Here is a 19,101-nt window from a genome sequence, read left to right as displayed (position 1 = left end):
ATGGAAGAATTACATTCAGAAGCACAACAGGCAGAGCCGCCCGCACCCAAGGTTATTGGATTAACAGGAGGAATTGGTTCGGGAAAAACTACAGTAGCTAAATTTATTGAAGAACTCGGTTTTCCGGTTTATTATTCAGACGATAGAGCAAAAGATATCGTGAATGATAATGAGGAGCTGAAAATTAAGATCAAAGAACTTCTTGGAGAAGAGTCTTATGATGAAAACGGAATCTATGACAGGAAGTTTGTTGCCGGTAAGGTTTTTAATAACAAAGACCTTCTTCAACAATTAAATGAGATCATTCATCCGGCAGTTCGCATTGATTTTGAAAACTGGGTAAAACAACAGACTAAGTATTTGGTATTCAAAGAAACAGCATTATTATTTGAGCTAAAGCTAAACAGGCAATGCTACAAGTCTCTTTTGGTAACAGCTGAAGATAATATCAGAACCAAAAGGGTAATGGACAGGGATAACAAAACCTACCGAGAAGTAGAGGCTGTGATGGAAAAGCAGATGCCTGAAAAGGACAAGATCAAAATGGCAGATTGTATCATTTATAATAATACAAATCTGGAAGATTTAAAAGAGCAGACAGAAAAAGTAATCTTTGCTATTGAATAACATATCTTAGATTCCTTCTACGTTACAAAATAGAAAAAGCCCTCTAATCAGAGGGCTTTTTTGTATTATTCTTTGATAAATTTCTTTTCTATCGTTTCTCCATTATCTTCAATATATATTACATATACACTGTTGACGAGTTTACTTACATCAATTTTATTATGCAGTATAATGCCGCTTTCAAGCAATTGTCCTGAGAGACTATAAAGCTTATAATTAGCTTTCTGACTAATATTCTTTATATGTAGCACGGTATGTACAGGATTGGGATAAATTGTGATATCCTTGTTCTGATCTATTAAATTTGGAACTGCTTTTTTAGAGATGATTACTTTGTAATCTTCTACTTCTCCATTTTTGAATTTGGTACAGCTTACAGGTACTCCATCTCTTTCCATCGCCACTCTCATCACAATATATTTGTCATCAGTCATGCTTACAGAAGCATTGGCTGGTACATTAAATTTACCAGATACAGGGCTCGTGGAATTAGGTGAAGAAACAAAAACTCTCTCATTAATATCAAAATCTCCGTTTCGGTTGAAATCAATCCAGACAGCGATTCCTTCGTTTTGGGTATTCCCCGTCCATTTTTTATCGATAATAATTTCGTTATCTACCGATCCTTGAATCAATTCAATAAATGCACTAGGAACTCCTGTGTAGTTTGTATAATTAGAGGCTCCTGAAGAATTTTCCATAACAGGTTTTCCATTTGGTTTCACTGTTATTTTGGAAATATGTTCTCCTACAGAACTTTCCGAAGCCATTTGACAATACCCAACATTAGGCGTTGTAAAATAATACATTGGTGTAAAATTTCCAGGTGCTCCATTACAGATATTGGCTACCTGCATTTCATATTTTGTAAGTTCCAGAAGGTTATTCAATATCAAATTATTAACGGGAGTAGTAATCTCCGTCCAGCTTGGAATACCCACTTTTCTGTATCTAAGAATATAAGTAGCTCCAGGAAACGGATCCCATCTAACTTCGGCTAATGTAGGTAATAGTTGAGTAAGTGTCAATCCAGAAGGTGGAGTATCACATTCTCTTTCTGTGGTAAATACCTTAGGATGTGAGTAAGGATTCAAGCTGCCTCCTATACATTGGTTGGCAATCTGAACTTCATATGTTTTATTCACTCCTAAATTCGTAAGAGGAAAGGTATTTGCTGGTGGAGCAGGTAAATTCTCTGTATTCCAAGGGATTGTCCCTACTTCTCTCCATCTCATAACATAAGTTGCACTTGCTACAAGTGGCGACCATGTCACCAAAGCTGTGGTGGATGTAATATTGCTTATTGTAACTGTAGGAGGTGTAGGATCACACTTCGTTAAAAACTCGTCATGAGAAAAAGCTCCTGTGGTTCCGTTACACACTGCGGCAACTTCCACTTCATACAAAGTGGCAGACAGTAAATTGTTTAAATTAAATGTATTCACCGTTAAAGGAGGTAAAGCTACAGGTACGGTTAGTATGTTCCAGTTTAATGTTCCAACAGGTCTGTACCTCAACTGATAATTATCTACCTGATTGGTTCTTGCCCATTTTAAGGTAACTGAATTATGGGTAATATCACTCAATGTAATTACCGGAGTTGCAATATTACAAGTAGGTGTACTAAAACTTCCGCCAGGTACCCAAATACTTTTATCAGTTGAACTACATGCAGAACGTACCCACCAGTAATAAGTAGTATTGGGAGACAATTGAGAAACACTGATAGTCACATCATTGGCACTTCCTGTAGGTGTAGTTCCTAAATTCGGCGGAGTATTGGTTGTACTTAGATAATATTCATATCCATCTGCGGGTGGTGAGGCCGGAGCAGTCCAATTTAATATTGCTGTGGTGGGTGTTACAGCAGACACTTGTAAAGCAGACGGAAAAAAACATTTTCCCAATGAAATATTGTCTATTGCAGCTGGTGGCTGGGTTCCTCCACTGTTATTATTGATCCATTCAAATACCAATCGCATATCGGAACCGGCAAAAGTATTAAGATCCAGATTAGTATTAATATATGTCTGCCACGCAGTCTGCATATTGAAGTCATTTCCAACCTTAATTCTTCCGGCTCCGGCTGTAATACCGGTACCGGCTGTTGGCGAAAAGGTTGCAGGAACAAGCCATACTCTTAGATAATCTTTGGCACTCTCGCCCCCTGCCCTCCAGTCAAACGAGAAAATAGTATTATCCGTTCCGGCAGGAATAGTAATATCTCTATAAGTATGCACAATACTTGCACCGTTAACATTATAGGCATTTGTATTTCCGTATGTATTAGAAATATAGACTGCATTAGGAGGGTTTCCTACAGCATTTCCATATTCCCATTTATTAGCCTGTGATCCATTGATAAAAGTATAGTTATCATTTCCGGAGCTGAAGTCTTCAGTATATGGAAAAGCTGCAGGATTGATAGGAAAACACGATCCAAGTAAAAAAACAAGAGTAGCTAAGCAAAAAACTCTTAGTAAAAAGTAATGTTGTTTCATGGTATTAGTTTTATTGTTGTTTATAAGTTTCTTGCCAACATTACTTGTGTGGTTACAGGAATAGTTTTTAAAAAATTAAAATCAGACTGGTGATGAATAGCAGAATCCTTAGCAACAATTATTGAATAATTCTTATAAATAATTGTCAACAAACCAAGGAAAACTGAGTAGGTAAAAATTTTTCTCATAATTTCCATTAATATTTTGTTATAATCTCACAAACTTAACAATTTCATTGAAACCCGGCAATACAAAATAAATAATTCAACAATAAATGATAAAAAAGTTTGTTTAACATAAAAAAATGGCTTGAACTCATGATGAAATAGAATATTTATAACACAAAAAGACCATACTTAAGTCTATGAAAATCTGTATAAAGTATATAAAAAATCCGAAGAAAAATTTCTTCGGATTTAATTCTATATCATGTTATTTCAGGAAGACTCAACTTCATCTATTCTTTGATAAATTTCTTCTGAGCGGTAGTACCGTTATCATCAATATCAATTACATAAACACCATGTATTAATCGGCTTACATTGATCTGATTATTAAGTAAAATACCTTCTCCGATTACCTGTCCTGCGGCATTGTAAATTTTATACTTCGCTTTCTTGCTGATATTTTTAACATACAATATTGAGCTTACAGGGTTAGGATAGATCATAATATCAGTCTGATCAAGTGGATTAGGAACTCCTTTTTTCGAAATTCTTACCGTATAGTCTTCCACTTCTCCGTTATTGAAGTTAGTACAACTTACAGGAACTCCATCTCTTTCCATTGCCACTCTCATTACTACATATTTGTAATCTGTCATACTTACAAATGCATCCGAAGGAACATTGAATTTTCCGGATACAGGACTGTCTGTATTTGGAGTGGAAGTAAAGATCTTTTCGTTAATATCAAACTCTCCGTTTCTGTTGAAGTCGATCCAAACTGAAACTCCTTCGTTATAGGTATTTCCTGTCCATTTTTTATCAATGATAATTTCGTTATCGGTAGATCCCTGGATCAATTCGATAAATGTTTTTGGAACTCCTGTATAATCGGTATAGCTTGATGCTCCTGAAGGGTTTTCCATTTTTGGCTTTCCGTTAGGTATAACTGTTACTTTAGAAATATGCTCACCTGTTGAACTTCCGGATGACATCTTACAATAAATTACAGTTGGCGTTGTAAAGTAGTAAGGTGGCGTATAGTTTCCTGATGTGCTGTTACAGATATTAACAACCTGCATTTCGTATTTAGTCATTTCTGTAAGACCATTCAATATAACAGTATTTACAGGTGTCGGAACCTCTGTCCAGCTTGGAATACCTACTTTTCTATATCTTAGAACATAAGTTGCCCCCGGGAAAGCATCCCATTTAATCTCTGCCATTGTTGGCAGTAATTGTGTAATCGTTAAACCTGGAGGTGGAATTTCACAAATCCTTTCTGTGGTAAATACCTTAGGATTGGAGAATGGATTTAAGTTTGAATCTCCAATACACTGATTGGCAACCATTACCTCATAGGTTGTATATGGCTCTAAAGGAATTACACTTCCTAATACATATGTATTTGCAGGAGCAACAGGCAAGGTAATGTCGGCATTTGACCATCCTGGTGTACCCACTTTTCTCCATCTCAATGTATAAGTAGAGCTGGCTGCAAGTGGTGACCAGGTAATCAATGCAGTAGTAGGTGTTATGCTGCTTACTGTAACATTAGGAGGGGTAGGATCACATCTTGTCGTAAATGTTTTAATGGCAGTAGGAGTACCAAAAGTACCTCCACAAACTGCTGACACCTGAACTTCATAAGTAGTATTGGGCTGTAAATTACTCAATACATATGAAACATCTGAGACATAAACTTCGGTCCATGCAGTAGCTCCTGATTCTCTATATTGAACAAGATAGGTAAGATTATCGGTTGCTGCGACCCAATTCAATGTTGCAGAATTATGAGTAATGGCATTTTCTGTAAGGTCGGTTGGTGTTTCAGTACTACATGGTTTTAATTTTACAGTATAATCTTCTACTTCTCCATTGACAATATTTTGGCAAATATTAGGGGCATTCCCTCTTCGTAAAGCCACCCTCATGGTAGTAGTATAAGGACCTGAATATGCATTCGCTGGCACATTAAAAGTACCAGTAATAGGATTACCTGTTCCGGAGGCAGAAGTAAGTATTCTTTCAGAATTGACAAACTGCCCGTCTCTGTTAAAGTCAATCCATACTGTCACTGCATCATTTTGAGATGAAGCCGTCCATGCTTTTGTAACAGAAATTTTATTATTTGTTGAGCCTATTTCCAGAGTAATTAATGTATCAGGCGTTGTATAATTTGTATAGTTATTTTGAACAGAGTTATTGTTCATTATTGGCAATGCTGGATTTACGGGAGTTACCTTTACATTCGAAATATGATCATTTGTTCCGGTACCAATCATTGGGCAATAAGATAAGCCTGGCGTTGTAAATTGCTTCAAGGGAGAAAATGATCCCAAATTATTATTACAATTTGTTGCAACCTGAACTTCATATTGAGTTTGTTCCGTTAAATTTGAAATAGTATAATTATTTCCAGGAGGTAAAACGGGGTCAATGGTAGTCCAATTTATAGTTCCCACTTTTCTGTATCTTACTATATAAGTTGCCCCTGTACTTGCTATCCATGATACATTGGCTGAATTCGGAGTAACATTGGCAATTGTAATGTTATCTGGAACTGAATTCGTACATGCTTGTATATCCATTATTTTCACTGCATAATCTTCTACTTCCCCGTTAGTAAATGATCCACATACAGCCGGATTATTAAGATCTCTTATAACAACGCGCATTTTGGTATCAAGAGGTCCTGCATAAGCTGTTGCGGGTACAGCAAAAGTTCCCGACACCGGAGTCGTCTGATAATTTCCTGCATTTAAAATTCGTTCGCTGGTATCAAAGGTTCCATTCTTATTAAAATCAATCCATACACTTACTGCTTTGTTAGCCATAGCTCCTGACCAAGATTTAGACACTGAAACAGTATTATCTGTTGTTCCTCTAATCAGAGTTATTCGTTTGGTTATATCAGATGAATAGTCTGTATAATTATTGGCTCCTGAATCATTACTCATAGTATAAGAGTTTGTAGCCGTTACTTTCACATTTGAAATATATCCTTCATCTGTATTACTGGATATAGCAGAACAATATGGAGTTGTAAAAATTGTGATTGGCGAGAAGCTACCTGTTACTCCTGCACAAATATTGGCAACCTGAACTTCATAGGTAGTTCCGGGTAATAATGCATTAAGGGTTACAGTATTTGAAGAAGGATTAGGATTGACTGAGCTCCAAGCGGTAGTACCTATTACACGATATTGTACTAAATATGCTGCATTATATGCCGCATTCCATGTTACAGTAGCGGTTGCCGGTGTAAGGTTGGTTATTAAAACTCCTCCTGGCGGATTCGATGAGCAAATTGGCAAAGTAGCTATCGAAGCATTTCCTACAGCATAGAAAACATTATTAATAGCGCTTACTCTTATTTTAGCAGTTCCTCCTACAGGAAGAGGGAATGTACTGAAGTCCAGTGATTCAGTCCCATCATTAGGGGTAGAGTTGGCTACCACATACCAATTTAAGCCATTATCTGGGGTAAAATCAATTTTTACGTTGCTTGTATTATAGGGAGATGAATTGGTTCCTGCAACATCCCAAGTCAATGGTGTTGGTCCATTACTATAAATAGTTGTCGGGTTTACTTTGAAAGGACCATTATTTCCTACAATAATAGTTTGAATTGCTGACTGGCTTTGTTGTTGGCTGACAACTGGATTATTATCTCTTACAGTTATTGAGAATTTTGTTGTTCTTGCGACAGTAGATACAGCCTCCCAGGCATCATTGTCATGCAAAACTCCTGATAATACAGAAGACAGTTTTGGAAAATAGCGTGTAGGGCTTGCAGATGGAGTCAAAGATCTGAATGATGCTCCTGTAGTTGTATTTCCTAAATTTATGTTATCTATTGAAGGACCTCCGGAAATCATTGCATCTGCCTGTTCCCAAGTATAAGTCATCGGGTCATTTTCAGCATCGGTGGCTGAAACTGTTAAGACAAAAGCTGTTCCCTTTGGAATATTATAAGTAGGCAAAGGAGCAATTGTAGGAGGAGTATTAGTTGTGCTAGCTTCTATATCACATGTTCTAGTTTCTAAAATAGTCTGAATTTGCTTAATACTATTATTCAAGAAATAGGCATCTGTATTGTTCTGAATATCAAACGTACCTCCCGGCGAAGGGAAAATACCATAATTAGCAGCATTCCCATTGGCAATACCAGCATATGCCATTAGGGTAGAGCCCGATCCCGGCTCAAATTGTGTGTTAGGTTTTTGAAATTGATATGAAAAAGTATGATTCGCTCCTAGCTGATGCCCCATTTCGTGGGCTACATAATCTATATCAAAAGTATCTCCCTGAGGAATTGCGTTTGCGGGAGAAGTATATCCGGAACCTTTCCCACTTCCTGTATTAGGATTTGGATTACCCGGTTCCAGGCAGATACAGCCTATACAACCGGCATTCCCACCTCCTCCTGTTGCACCAAACAAATGACCTATATCATAATTAGCATCTCCTACATTAGCAGTAAGAGTTTGCTGCAATTCAGTATTCCAGGCATCCGGAGCCTGCCCTCCCACTACAGAAGAATAGGGGTCCGTACTTGGATTCAAATATATTATATTGGGATAGTTTTGTAAAATTAAATGTACCGCCAAATCTTTTTCATAAACACCATTTACTCTGGTAAGGGTTGCATTTATTCCCGTTAAAGCACCCGCTAACGTACCTCCAAAAAACTGAGTATACTCCCCTGTTACAGATATAGCTAACCTTAATGTTCTGTATTTCTTATCGGAAGATCTAGCAAAACTTGATGCTTGCTGATTAAAAGATTGTCCATTTTGGCGTAAAGCTTCTATTTCTTTTTTAGCATGAAAGCTTTCATCAGTAGAACATACAAATCCTGTTTTCCCGCCTTTCGTTTTGGGGTGTACTTCATAGACTGTTTTATTAGTATTGGCTGGTTCAATAAATTCTGTCCCTTCATTTGAGATAATCATTGACTGAAAATCATTTGGAGCAAGGCTGAATCTTATGTATTTGGAAGGATCATCAATTCCTACTCCTGCATATGAACCTAATTGATACTGATCTGCTAATTCTTTCACCATAACCGGAAAACTGTAAACAGCAAACTTTTCTATTTTCCCATTGAGAGTTGGTATTGAAATGGTAACAGGCTTTGCATTAACTTCAGCTTCTTCGGCTTTTGTCAATTGTGATTTCAACAATGAAATATCCAAAGTATAGTAACCTTGTGGACGGGTATCATCCCGAAGCTTTTTTCCGTTAAAAATTGTTTGTGTCCATTGTGCATTAAACATTGTGAACAAACAAAGGAAAAAGAAGGATATAAAGATTTTCTTCATAATTTCTATCAAAAATTTGTATTAATCTCACAAATCTAGCCTATCAATTACCGAAAAACAACACAAGGCAATCAATTACATAAAAAGTCACTAACAAAAATCTATATAAATTGAAAAATTCAATATAAAAAAGAAATTTCCATAAAAAATTCAATACTCATAGATTTATTTATTTTAAAATTCTTCCAATAAAAAAATAAGCCTCCATTTCTGGAGGCTTATTCTATATGAAATTGTATCTATTATTCTTTGATAAATTTCTTCTGAGCGGTAGTACCGTTATCATCAATATCAATTACATAAACACCATTTATCAATCGGCTTACATTGATCTGATTATTAAGTAAAATACCTTCTCCGATTACCTGTCCTGCGGCATTGTAAATTTTATACTTCGCTTTCTTGCTGATATTTTTAACATACAATATTGAGCTTACAGGGTTAGGATAGATCATAATCTCAGTCTGATCAAGTGGATTAGGAACTCCTTTTTTCGAAATTCTTACCGTATAGTCTTCCACTTCTCCGTTATTGAAGTTGGTACAACTTACAGGAACTCCATCTCTTTCCATTGCCACTCTCATTACTACATATTTGTAATCTGTCATACTTACAAATGCATCCGAAGGAACATTGAATTTTCCGGATACAGGGCTGTCTGTATTTGGAGTGGAAGTAAAGATCTTTTCGTTGATATCAAACTCTCCGTTTCTGTTGAAGTCGATCCAAACTGAAACTCCTTCGTTATAGGTATTTCCTGTCCATTTTTTATCAATGATAATTTCGTTATCGGTAGATCCCTGGATCAATTCGATAAATGTTTTTGGAACTCCTGTATAATCGGTATAGCTTGATGCTCCTGAAGGGTTTTCCATTTTTGGCTTTCCGTTAGGTATAACTGTTACTTTAGAAATATGCTCACCTGTTGAACTTCCGGATGACATCTTACAATAAATTACAGTTGGCGTTGTAAAGTAGTAAGGTGGCGTATAGTTTCCTGGTGTGCCGTTACAGATATTAACAACCTGCATTTCGTATTTAGTCATTTCTGTAAGACCATTCAATATAACAGTATTTACAGGTGTCGGAACTTCTGTCCAGCTTGGAATACCTACTTTTCTATATCTTAGAACATAAGTTGCTCCCGGGAAAGCATCCCATTTAATCTCTGCCATTGTTGGCAGTAATTGTGTAATCGTTAAACCTGGAGGTGGAATTTCACAGATTCTTTCTGTGGTAAATACCTTAGGATTGGAGAATGGATTTAAGTTTGAATCTCCAATACACTGATTGGCAACCATTACCTCATAGGTTGTATATGGCTCTAAAGGAATTACACTTCCTAATACATAGGTATTTGCAGGGGCTGCCGGTAAAGCAATATCTGCATTTGGCCATCCTGGTGTACCCACTTTTCTCCATCTCAATGTATAAGTAGAGCTGGCTGCAAGTGGTGACCAGGTAATCAATGCAGTAGTAGGTGTTATGCTGCTTACTGTAACATTAGGAGCGGTAGGATCACATCTTGTCGTGAATGTTTTAATAGCAGTAGGAGTACCAAAAGCACCTCCACAAACTGCGGAAACCTGAACTTCATAAGTAGTAGCAGATTCCAATCCACTGATTGTAAGTGGAGAGGTAGCCGTATATAAATCTATCCACGTAAGATCTCCTAATTTTCTGTATTGTACACGATAAGTAGTGGCTCCACTAAGGACAACATTTACAGAGTTATGAGTAAGCGTTGCAATAGGGAATGTAGGAGCATTTGGAATTGTTGTACCACATGTTCTGATTTTCACTGCATAATCTTCTACTTCTCCATCAATAGCATTTGTACATGCCGTAGGAATAGCCGCTGAGCGTTTTAGTACAACTCTCATCGTAGTAGTATAAGGATCTGTATATGCATTTGCAGGGACATCAAATTGTGCCGAAACCGGTGTAATGGTACTTCCTGTAACACCTAAAATCCTCTCTGCATTATCAAATACTCCATCTCTGTTAAAGTCTATCCATGCTGCAACAGCGTCATTACCTGTAGAACCGTTCCATCCTTTTGCAACAGAAATTTTATTATTCTGAGATCCTGCATCTAAAACTATCAGTGTCCCAGGAGTTGTATAGCTTGTATAGTTATTCTGACCTGTGTTATTACTCATTGGAGGAGTTCCAAGGTTAGCAGAAGTAACTGTCACATTAGAGATATGGTCATTATCTCCACTACCTGTTACCGGACAATACTGTAACGGTAGAGTCGTAAATGGCGTAGGTGTAGACCATGATCCAAAGCCGCCTGTACATTTTACAGAAATTCTAACCTCATATTGAGTCTGCTCTTTTAAAGGTGGTGTAACTGGCACTGTATAAACGTTACCTGGTGCAGGTACAGGGTTTACAGGTACCCAAGTACCACCTGGTAATTCTCTGTATTGTATCTGATATGTTGCACCTGTAGCTGCGATCCAAGAGAAAGTAGCACTCTTATCCGTAATGTTTGAAACGGTAATAGCAGGAGGCGTTGTTGTACATGTAGGCTGATCAATTAATTTCACAGCATAATCTTCTACTTCACCGGTTGCAATTGGTCCGCATGATGAAGGAACTCCACTTTTCATCATAGCCACACGCATACGGGTAAGAAGTGTTCCTGTATATGTTGCAGCATTTGGAGGAAGTGCTATTGTAAAGGTGTTTGTTGCGTTTGAAACAGGAGTTGTTGTGCTGCTTGAAGAAGTAATCATTTGTTCACTAGCTTCAAAGACTCCGTTTCTGTTCAGGTCAATCCATACTGCTACACCATAACTGGTTGTAGAACCAGGCCAGAATTTAGTAACAGTTATTTTATTGTTATCAGTACCTCTGATAAAAGTTACCTGCCTTGTAGGATCTCCTGTATAATCTTTATATCCATCATATCCTGAATTACTTACCATTAATGGTCCATTTGTAGGAGCAACCACTACTTTGGAAATATATCCATCTGCTGTAGTCGCTGTAGGAACATTCGTACAGTACGTTAACGCTGGTGTCGTAAAGTTTACACTTGCAGAAAATGCTCCCTGAGTTCCCTGACATTTAGTAGCAATCTGCACTTCATAAGTAGTACCATCCGTTAAGTTAGGAATAGTATAACTACTTGCTGCAGGTGTATTCAATGTAATTGGTGCAGACCAACCAATCGCTCCTGCCACTTTATATTGCAGAATATATGTAGCCCCCAAAGAAGGTGTCCAGGTAACAAGTGCGGTACTTGCTGTAACGTTGGAAACCGCAATATTTAAAGGAGGTGCTGTAGTACAGTTTTGTAATTGTACTCCTGAAAGCATCAGCCTAGGAATATCTGATTCTCTGCTATAAGCACTTGGTGGGTTAGCAGGATCAGGATTAGTTGAATCAGCACGATACATAATACCTCTATTTGCTCCTGCATTATAAGCTCCCCATGAAGCAGTACTATTTCCGTAGTCAGGTGAGTTTTCATCCACTGCAATAACAAGGTTACTTACTCCGTCCCATATAAATGGGGTTGCTAACTGAATTGTTACCCAACTTCCGGCTGTCATTGTAGGAATTGTTCCTGCAAATGCCTGAGAAAGGTTAGCTACAGGTATCCAATCAGTATTAGATGTAAAACTGGTTTTATTAGTATTTCCTAAATAAACTACCCAATCATTATAGGCAGACTGAGGAGAAGTAATTGTTTCATTATAAAACTTAATCTGAGTAATCTGAATAGGAGTATTACCACCCAATGCTGCTGTTAATTCAGCTGCAGTGTAAAGCTGTTGAGAGTAGTTGTATCCATAATAGGAATTAACAGGAAGCATGGTTGAAGTTCCTGTACCAGTTCCTATCTGCCCTGGAACAAATCTAGGTCCCGCTACCCATGCGCTTTTATCTGTTGCTGTACATACACCTCTTACCCACCAATAATACGTTGTTCCTGTTGTTAAAGGAGATATTGTAGCTGTAGTTCCTGTTGTAACTACCAGAGAAGGTGTTGTTCCTGCCACAGGAGGTGTATTGGTTGTACTATAAAAAATTTCATATCCCATTGCAGGAGCAGGTGTAGGCGCACTCCAGTTAAGGACTGCACTTGTTTGTGTAACTGTTCCTACAGTTAATGTAGATGCAGTCAAAGGTATACATGTAGGAGGAGTTGTAAAACTTCTTGGTCCTGACCATGTGCTTTGATCTGTTGAACTACATCTTGCTCTTACCCATGCATAATATGTAGTATCAGGAGTTAAGGGAGAAAGTGTAGCTGTTGTCCCTCCCGGTACATTTTGTTGAGGCAAGGATGTACTTGTCGGAGGAGTATTACTAGTACTGTAATAAATATCAAATCCGCCTGCAGGTGTTTGAGTATAGGCAGTCCAGTTTAATACAGCAGTTGTTGGTGTTATAGTTCCCATTGTCAGAGTTCCTCCTGCTGGCATTGACGGACACGTTGCAACGAAAGAAACTGGTCCGGACCAACTACTTTGTTCTGTGCCACTACATTTTGCTCTTACCCATACATAGTATGTACTTAAAGGAGTCAAAGGAGAAAGTGTAGCCGTCGTACCTGTTGGTACCGTTTGCGTTGGTGGTGTTCCTACATCTGGTGGAGTATTGGTTGTACTATAGTAAATTTCATATCCCATTGCAGGAGCAGGCGTAGGTGCTGTCCAACTAATAACAGCATTCGCTGCTGTTACTGCCCCTAAACTTATTGCTCCGGACGGTAGACATCCGGTAGCTGGAGCAAATGTTAATTGAGCATTTGGCCTTTGCCCATTAAGGCTCAAAAGATCGGCTGCTGCTGGCGGAGTATTATCTTTTTGTTTGTACAAATGTTTTGCTGTATTACTAGTATAAGTAAAAGCACCACCACTAAAACCTGTACCGGCACCACCTCCCCCATAGTTGGTTTCCACCATTACCATAAGGTTATCTGCTCCATTATAATAATAAGGAGTCTGTAATGGAATTGTATTCCAGCCAACGGTTATATTATTTACAGTGCCATCATATACCAAAACTGCTCCTACAGTTAAAGCATCCCAACTTTGAGCTGTAAGTGCGGTTGTTGAACTTGGTACAGACTTAAGATATACTTTCACGGGAATATTTACAGTCACAGCTGCGGTGGCTTTCCACCCTACAGATTGAATATTTCCGGAAGCACTGATTTCTGCAGATGTATAAAGCCCTGCAGATCGCTCATACCCATAATAAGTCCCTAAAGGATAAATCTGGGTGCTTGTACCCGTACCAATGGTAACTGTTTGTGCCTGCATGGACAGTCCGACGACCATACAGAGCAATGCAATGAGCACCTTAAAAGGCCGGCTCATTTTACAGAGTAAAAGTCCACTCATATTTTTCTTGATTTAATAATGATAACGATAATAAAAGAATTATAGTATTTTCAGTTTAAAGATGCTAAAATAGAATTTATAAACATCTCATTTTACAGTTTACCTGTAATAAAAAAGTAATTTCATTCCATAGGCTAATATTTTAATAATTACACAAATCTAATCATTTTTTCATTATAATACATTTATTAAAATGATTTTTTGAAAAAATTAAACACCAACATCACATATAACTAATAATAAAATAATCCCCAGAAAATCTGAGGATTATTTTATTATTTAAAGATATTATTACTTTTTAATGAATTTAAAACTTTCTGAAATAACTCCATCTTTTACGGTAATAACATAGTTTCCTTTTAACAATTCACCCACATTTACCTTATTATTATCAACCGTTCCTTTTTTAACAATTTGCCCTACTACATCATGAATTTCAAACGTTGCTTTAGACGAAACCTTGGTAATGTTTAGGATATCATTTACAGGGTTTGGATAGATTCCAAAGTTATTATTCTTCTTAGTCACTTCATTTGTTCCCAAAGTCTGAACTTTCAATAGTTTTTTCTGAGATGTTGTAAAGCTGCCACCAGAAACTAAAGGAGCACCTGCTGCTGTTTCGATTGTATAGTATCCTCCATAGAATGCAAAACCATCCCCATATGAATCCTGAATTGTAAATGTATAGCACTCATCAGGAGCCAGTTCCCAGTTTTGAGTAATTAAGCCCGGTAAAGCAGTCGTTGAATCATTATAGCCGGTACCACTGCTATATACTACATTTCCAGCACTGTTTTTCAAATCCCATGTTATCTCACTTCCAAAATAATCCAGTTGAAGTTTAAATACTACTTTTGATGGGACTGCCATAGGAGCACCTACATAAGTAGAAGTAACGGTATTATTAGTAGCTCTCTGATCTGCACCTCCATTAGCTGATTCAATATTAATAGTCATTGGTCCTGCCATAGTTCCAGGAGCTACAGGAAGACTTAGCAACTGAGATTTATTCTGAGCAAGATTACCTGTCCAGTTGTAAGGAGTTTGTGCTACTCCATTAATTGTATAATTGATTTTAGCGGAAGTAAGTGCACTGGTTCCTCTGTTAAATAAAGAAACAGGAACATTTTGAGAAACGGCGCAGGTTCCAGTTGTACAAGTTCTTTCTAGTTTAATTTCTGCATCATTTGCGAATAAAGGAATAGCAACATCCTTTACAGAATTTTTCAACGATGATCTTCTTGGAGAGTTATTCATAACAGCTGCAATTCTATCTTTCTGATTAACAGTAAAAATATTCATACAAGCATCATCAGAATAATCCATATAGTTCTGCACCATTTCCATTACCGAATCATCAGTACAACTTGGTAATGTAGGCAAACAACCATAATTAGCGTGATGAGCAACAGGAGTATCTGCACAGAAATCATCTCCACATTGAGAATCTCCCCAAATATGTCTTAACCCTAAAAAGTGTCCCACCTCATGGGTCATCGTTCTCCCTTTATTATAAGGAGATGCAAGTATAAAATCACTACCATAATTTATACTCCCGAAAGTGTAATAACCAGCTACCACTCCATCAGTAATAGCATCTCCACCTACCGGATCTAATCCAGGAAGTGTTGAACCGTCCGGAAACTGCGCATAACCCAACAAATCATCATTCGGAGCACCAAATGCCACACTCCACATATTCATATACTGATTAGGATCCCAAATTGTTTCAGGTTTTACAAAAGCCTCAATCACATCTCTTTTAAAAACAGACTGACATAGATTAACTCTATCAATACCATTGGTTGGATTTCCATTAGGATCTACTTTTGCTAAAGCAAACTGAATCTGCACATCTGCTCCCGCTGGATGATTATTAAACCCCGGAGTTCCTGTCATTCTACGGTAATCCTCATTCATTACAGTAATCTGTGACTCTACCTGTGCATCTACAATATTAGGAGCACTTCCAATCGGCTGCCCACCGTGAATAACGTGCACAACTACCGGAATAGTGATAATACCTCCATTTTGTGATCTTTCGTTTTTAGCTTTCTCAACTAATGGTTTCAGCCAAGCTTCAAACTGATCTTTAGTCATTCTTCCAGGAAAGTTCCTTCTTAAGAATTCTTCATAGTCAGTAGTACCACATCTATCAAAGCCATGAGATAAAGCCAGCTCTTGTGGAGACTTTTTTTGAAACATTCCTTTTTGCTTAACCCCTTGAGCACCTAATAACCCGGCACATAATAAAGGCAGTAAAAACAAAGATTTTGAAGTAGTAGATTTTTGCATTTCTAATTTTTATTAAGTTTACAAATATATCAGTTTTTAACAAAATTATAACACATATCAAAAAAAATAACGAAAAATAACAACAACAAACACCCATAAAACCCCAAAAACAATTATAAAAACATATAAATACAAAAATATTAAAACCAATCAAACCCATAAAAAAACCTCAGAAAAACTACAAACAATATAAAATAAATTCCAAATATTATTAAAAAAAATAACCTCAGAAAAACTCTGAGGTTACAATATCTATAATAATTTATTTCGTTAAAACTTATAAGCAATATTCCATGCAAAGCCCATGTTAAATTTTGACGAACTCTTTCCAAACCCAGGGATAATCATCGGAGATATATCGTCCTGCTTAGAAGTATACACCCAATATCGAGGCTGAAGGTTTACATCAATATAGAAGTTGGATTCAAAAAGCTGAACCCTGCCTCCCAATGTACCTTCGAACCAAAACGAAGATTGTGATGAAGAAGGAAATGCTACTGAAGAATTGCTGCCTCCAAATCCACGAACAGGGATAGCCATGTATTCCTGGTTATAAAACGATCCTGCAACCTTTCCTCCGGCATAAAATCCATTAAATTCGTTTTCTGGATCTTTTGCCAACATATAAAACGCTCCCAATTTCACAAAGGGTCCGCTTGCTTTAGCATCATATCCGTTTTTTTGGTAAACATTTTTCTCAAATCCTGCTTCCGCAATTGCATGAATATTTCCCTTTATCTTTGAAGAGATAAACCCTTGATACAATTTTCTATCTGAGAAAAAACCTACTCCGGCATTCAGGACATCAACTCCAACCATAAAATTGGGTTTATATTTCAGATTTTCCTTTTTCTCTGCTCCTTCCTTATCCTGTGCCCAGCTTATTATTCCTAATAAACTAAAAAACAAGGTATAGATTAGTCTTATCTTCATTTTCTATTTGATTTTGTCCTGCTTCCAATTTAGTAACAGGAGTAGAAGTTATTAGTTCTGAGGTTAAATTCTCATAAGACTTCTTCATCCCGCATCCCGGAGACACATAAGTCGCTTTAGTGGTGTAATTAATTCTTACTTTAGACTCTGGTCCTTTAATTGATCTCTTGAAATAAACATCTGTATAAGGTGATTCATCTACCCGTAAAGGAAAAAGTTTTGTTTCAATCTTTTTATCCCATCCTAACTCTACTTTTCCTGAACCATAGTCTACCGATACAAGCAATGAATCAAGCGTCATTACCTTTCCGTCTGTAGATCTGAAGGCAACTTTCATTCTGGGAGTTCCTTCACCACTTTCACAGATGTCATCATCTCCGCCACAGGAAAAAAACATTCCGACAAAACAGAGCATTATGAGAAATTTAAAGTACTTCATATTAAGATTTGAATTCAAATTTAATTAAATTATTTTTTAATCAGCAATGCAATATTTTCCACATGGTGAGTTTGTGGGAACATATCTACAGGTAAAATTTTCACCAATGTGTAATGCTCTTTCATTAAAGCCAGATCTCTCGCCTGTGTTGCTGAGTTACAACTTACATAAACTACTTTTTCAGGTGCAAGTTTTAAAATTTGCTCTACAACTTTCTGGTGCATACCATCTCTTGGTGGGTCTGTAATCAGGACATCAGCTTTTGGATGATTTTCCAAAAACTCATCATTAAAGACATTTTTCATATCCCCACAGTAGAATGTTGTATTGGTAAGACCATTTAATTCAGCATGCGCAATGGCTGCATCAATAGCTTCCTGCACGGATTCTATTCCAATTACCTGCTTTGCATTTCTTGCCACATATTGAGCAATAGTTCCTGTACCTGTGTATAGGTCATAAACAACTTCATCTCCTTTCAGATCTGCAAATTCTAATGTTTTTCTATATAATTCTAAAGCTTGCTTATAATTGGTCTGGAAGAATGATTTCGGTCCTATTTTAAACTGCAATCCGTCCATTTCTTCCATTAAATATCCTTCACCATGATAAACATTGATATCTAGATCATAAATAGAGTCGTTTTGCTTTGAATTAATAGCATATACCAACGTTTTGATCTGCGGGAATTTTTCTAATAAGAATTGGAAAAGCTTTTCTCTGTTTTCTTTTTCTTCTCTGTAAAGCTGGAATAGAACCATCCATTCACCTTTAGAGTTTTGTCTCATCATTAAAGTTCTAAGGAATCCTTCCTGGTTTCTAACATCAAAGAAATCTAATCCGTTTTCAACCCCATACTGTTTTACAGCCAATCTTATTGCATTAGACGGATCTTCCTGTAGGAAACATTCTTTAAGATCTAAAATTTTACTCCACATTCCTGGAATATGGAATCCTAGTGCATCCTTACTTCCAAAGTTTTCCTCTGAGCTGATTTCATATTGAGTAAGCCATCTTGCATTGGAAAATGAGAACTCCATTTTATTTCTATAAAAATATTGCTCTTCAGAACCTAGAATTGGAATGGTCTCGAAATCTTCGATACCACCAATTCTTTTGATATTGTTGTATACTTCTTCCTGTTTAAAAGCAAGCTGCTTTTCGTAAGTCATATTCTGCCACTTACATCCACCACAAGTTCCAAAATGAATACACTTAGGCTCAGCTCTAAAAGGTGATTTCTCTATAACCTCTATAGCTTCTCCTTCGTAATATTTCGACTTCGCTTTTTTAACTTTTACATTTACCAGGTCTCCAGGAATTGCTCCAGACACCAATACGGTTTTACCATCTTCAGTTTTACCGATAGCGACTCCTTTGGCTCCGGCAGTCAACAGCTTTATATTTTCAAGAACTAAATTTTTCTTATTCTTTCTGCTCATTCTAAAA

General features: G+C 37.1%; 9 protein-coding genes. 1 reads left to right on the top strand and 8 read right to left on the bottom strand.

Annotated elements, in window-relative coordinates; genetic code table 11:
• Complete coding sequence (coaE, locus tag AC5YGG_RS12280; RefSeq protein ID WP_496144772.1) at positions 1-627, top strand: dephospho-CoA kinase; 627 nt, start codon at positions 1-3, stop codon at positions 625-627.
• A 65-nt stretch (positions 628-692) separates the two neighbouring features.
• Here coaE and AC5YGG_RS12275 read toward each other — a convergent pair whose 3' ends face one another.
• The 8 genes from AC5YGG_RS12275 to rlmD all read right to left on the bottom strand — a co-directional run bounded on the left by AC5YGG_RS12275 (position 693) and on the right by rlmD (position 19,094).
• Positions 693-3,128, bottom strand: a complete 2,436-nt coding sequence (locus AC5YGG_RS12275; protein WP_496144771.1) for a fibronectin type III domain-containing protein — start codon at positions 3,126-3,128, stop codon at positions 693-695.
• Positions 3,129-3,148: 20 nt separating this feature from the next.
• The gene (locus AC5YGG_RS12270; protein WP_496144770.1) at positions 3,149-3,316 is read right to left on the bottom strand and encodes a hypothetical protein; all 168 of its coding nucleotides are present in this window, start codon (positions 3,314-3,316) and stop codon (positions 3,149-3,151) included.
• Between the two features lie 269 nt (positions 3,317-3,585).
• Positions 3,586-8,619 (bottom strand): GEVED domain-containing protein, encoded by a 5,034-nt coding sequence (locus AC5YGG_RS12265; RefSeq protein WP_496144769.1) that lies wholly within the window; start codon positions 8,617-8,619, stop codon positions 3,586-3,588.
• 242 nt (positions 8,620-8,861) lie between these two features.
• Complete coding sequence (locus tag AC5YGG_RS12260) at positions 8,862-13,922, bottom strand: fibronectin type III domain-containing protein (RefSeq protein WP_496144768.1); 5,061 nt, start codon at positions 13,920-13,922, stop codon at positions 8,862-8,864.
• Between the two features lie 354 nt (positions 13,923-14,276).
• A complete protein-coding gene (locus tag AC5YGG_RS12255) occupies positions 14,277-16,280 on the bottom strand; it encodes a M43 family zinc metalloprotease (RefSeq protein WP_496144767.1) in 2,004 nt (667 codons plus the stop codon).
• 270 nt (positions 16,281-16,550) lie between these two features.
• Positions 16,551-17,213, bottom strand: coding sequence for a DUF6048 family protein (locus AC5YGG_RS12250; RefSeq protein WP_496144766.1), 663 nt, complete (start codon positions 17,211-17,213; stop codon positions 16,551-16,553).
• The gene (locus tag AC5YGG_RS12245; RefSeq protein ID WP_496144765.1) at positions 17,179-17,628 is read right to left on the bottom strand and encodes a DUF6452 family protein; all 450 of its coding nucleotides are present in this window, start codon (positions 17,626-17,628) and stop codon (positions 17,179-17,181) included. The genes AC5YGG_RS12250 and AC5YGG_RS12245 overlap by 35 nt, the downstream gene beginning before the upstream one ends.
• Before the next feature lie 53 nt (positions 17,629-17,681).
• Complete coding sequence (gene rlmD / locus AC5YGG_RS12240) at positions 17,682-19,094, bottom strand: 23S rRNA (uracil(1939)-C(5))-methyltransferase RlmD (protein WP_496144764.1); 1,413 nt, start codon at positions 19,092-19,094, stop codon at positions 17,682-17,684.
• Positions 19,095-19,101: the final 7 nt, after the last annotated feature.

Source organism: Chryseobacterium sp. CS2K3, assembly GCF_059515185.1.
The sequence above is the reverse complement of the archived record's forward strand: the minus strand, read 5'-3'. Positions and strand labels throughout refer to the sequence as shown.

Coding starts and splice junctions, on each gene's coding strand:
- coaE (WP_496144772.1), top strand. CDS start 1: ATGGAAGAATTACATTCAGAAGCACAACAGGCAGAGCCGCCCGCACCC.
- AC5YGG_RS12275 (WP_496144771.1), bottom strand. CDS start 3,128: ATGAAACAACATTACTTTTTACTAAGAGTTTTTTGCTTAGCTACTCTT.
- AC5YGG_RS12270 (WP_496144770.1), bottom strand. CDS start 3,316: ATGAGAAAAATTTTTACCTACTCAGTTTTCCTTGGTTTGTTGACAATT.
- AC5YGG_RS12265 (WP_496144769.1), bottom strand. CDS start 8,619: ATGAAGAAAATCTTTATATCCTTCTTTTTCCTTTGTTTGTTCACAATG.
- AC5YGG_RS12260 (WP_496144768.1), bottom strand. CDS start 13,922: ATGGTCGTCGGACTGTCCATGCAGGCACAAACAGTTACCATTGGTACG.
- AC5YGG_RS12255 (WP_496144767.1), bottom strand. CDS start 16,280: ATGCAAAAATCTACTACTTCAAAATCTTTGTTTTTACTGCCTTTATTA.
- AC5YGG_RS12250 (WP_496144766.1), bottom strand. CDS start 17,213: ATGAAGATAAGACTAATCTATACCTTGTTTTTTAGTTTATTAGGAATA.
- AC5YGG_RS12245 (WP_496144765.1), bottom strand. CDS start 17,628: ATGCTCTGTTTTGTCGGAATGTTTTTTTCCTGTGGCGGAGATGATGAC.
- rlmD (WP_496144764.1), bottom strand. CDS start 19,094: ATGAGCAGAAAGAATAAGAAAAATTTAGTTCTTGAAAATATAAAGCTG.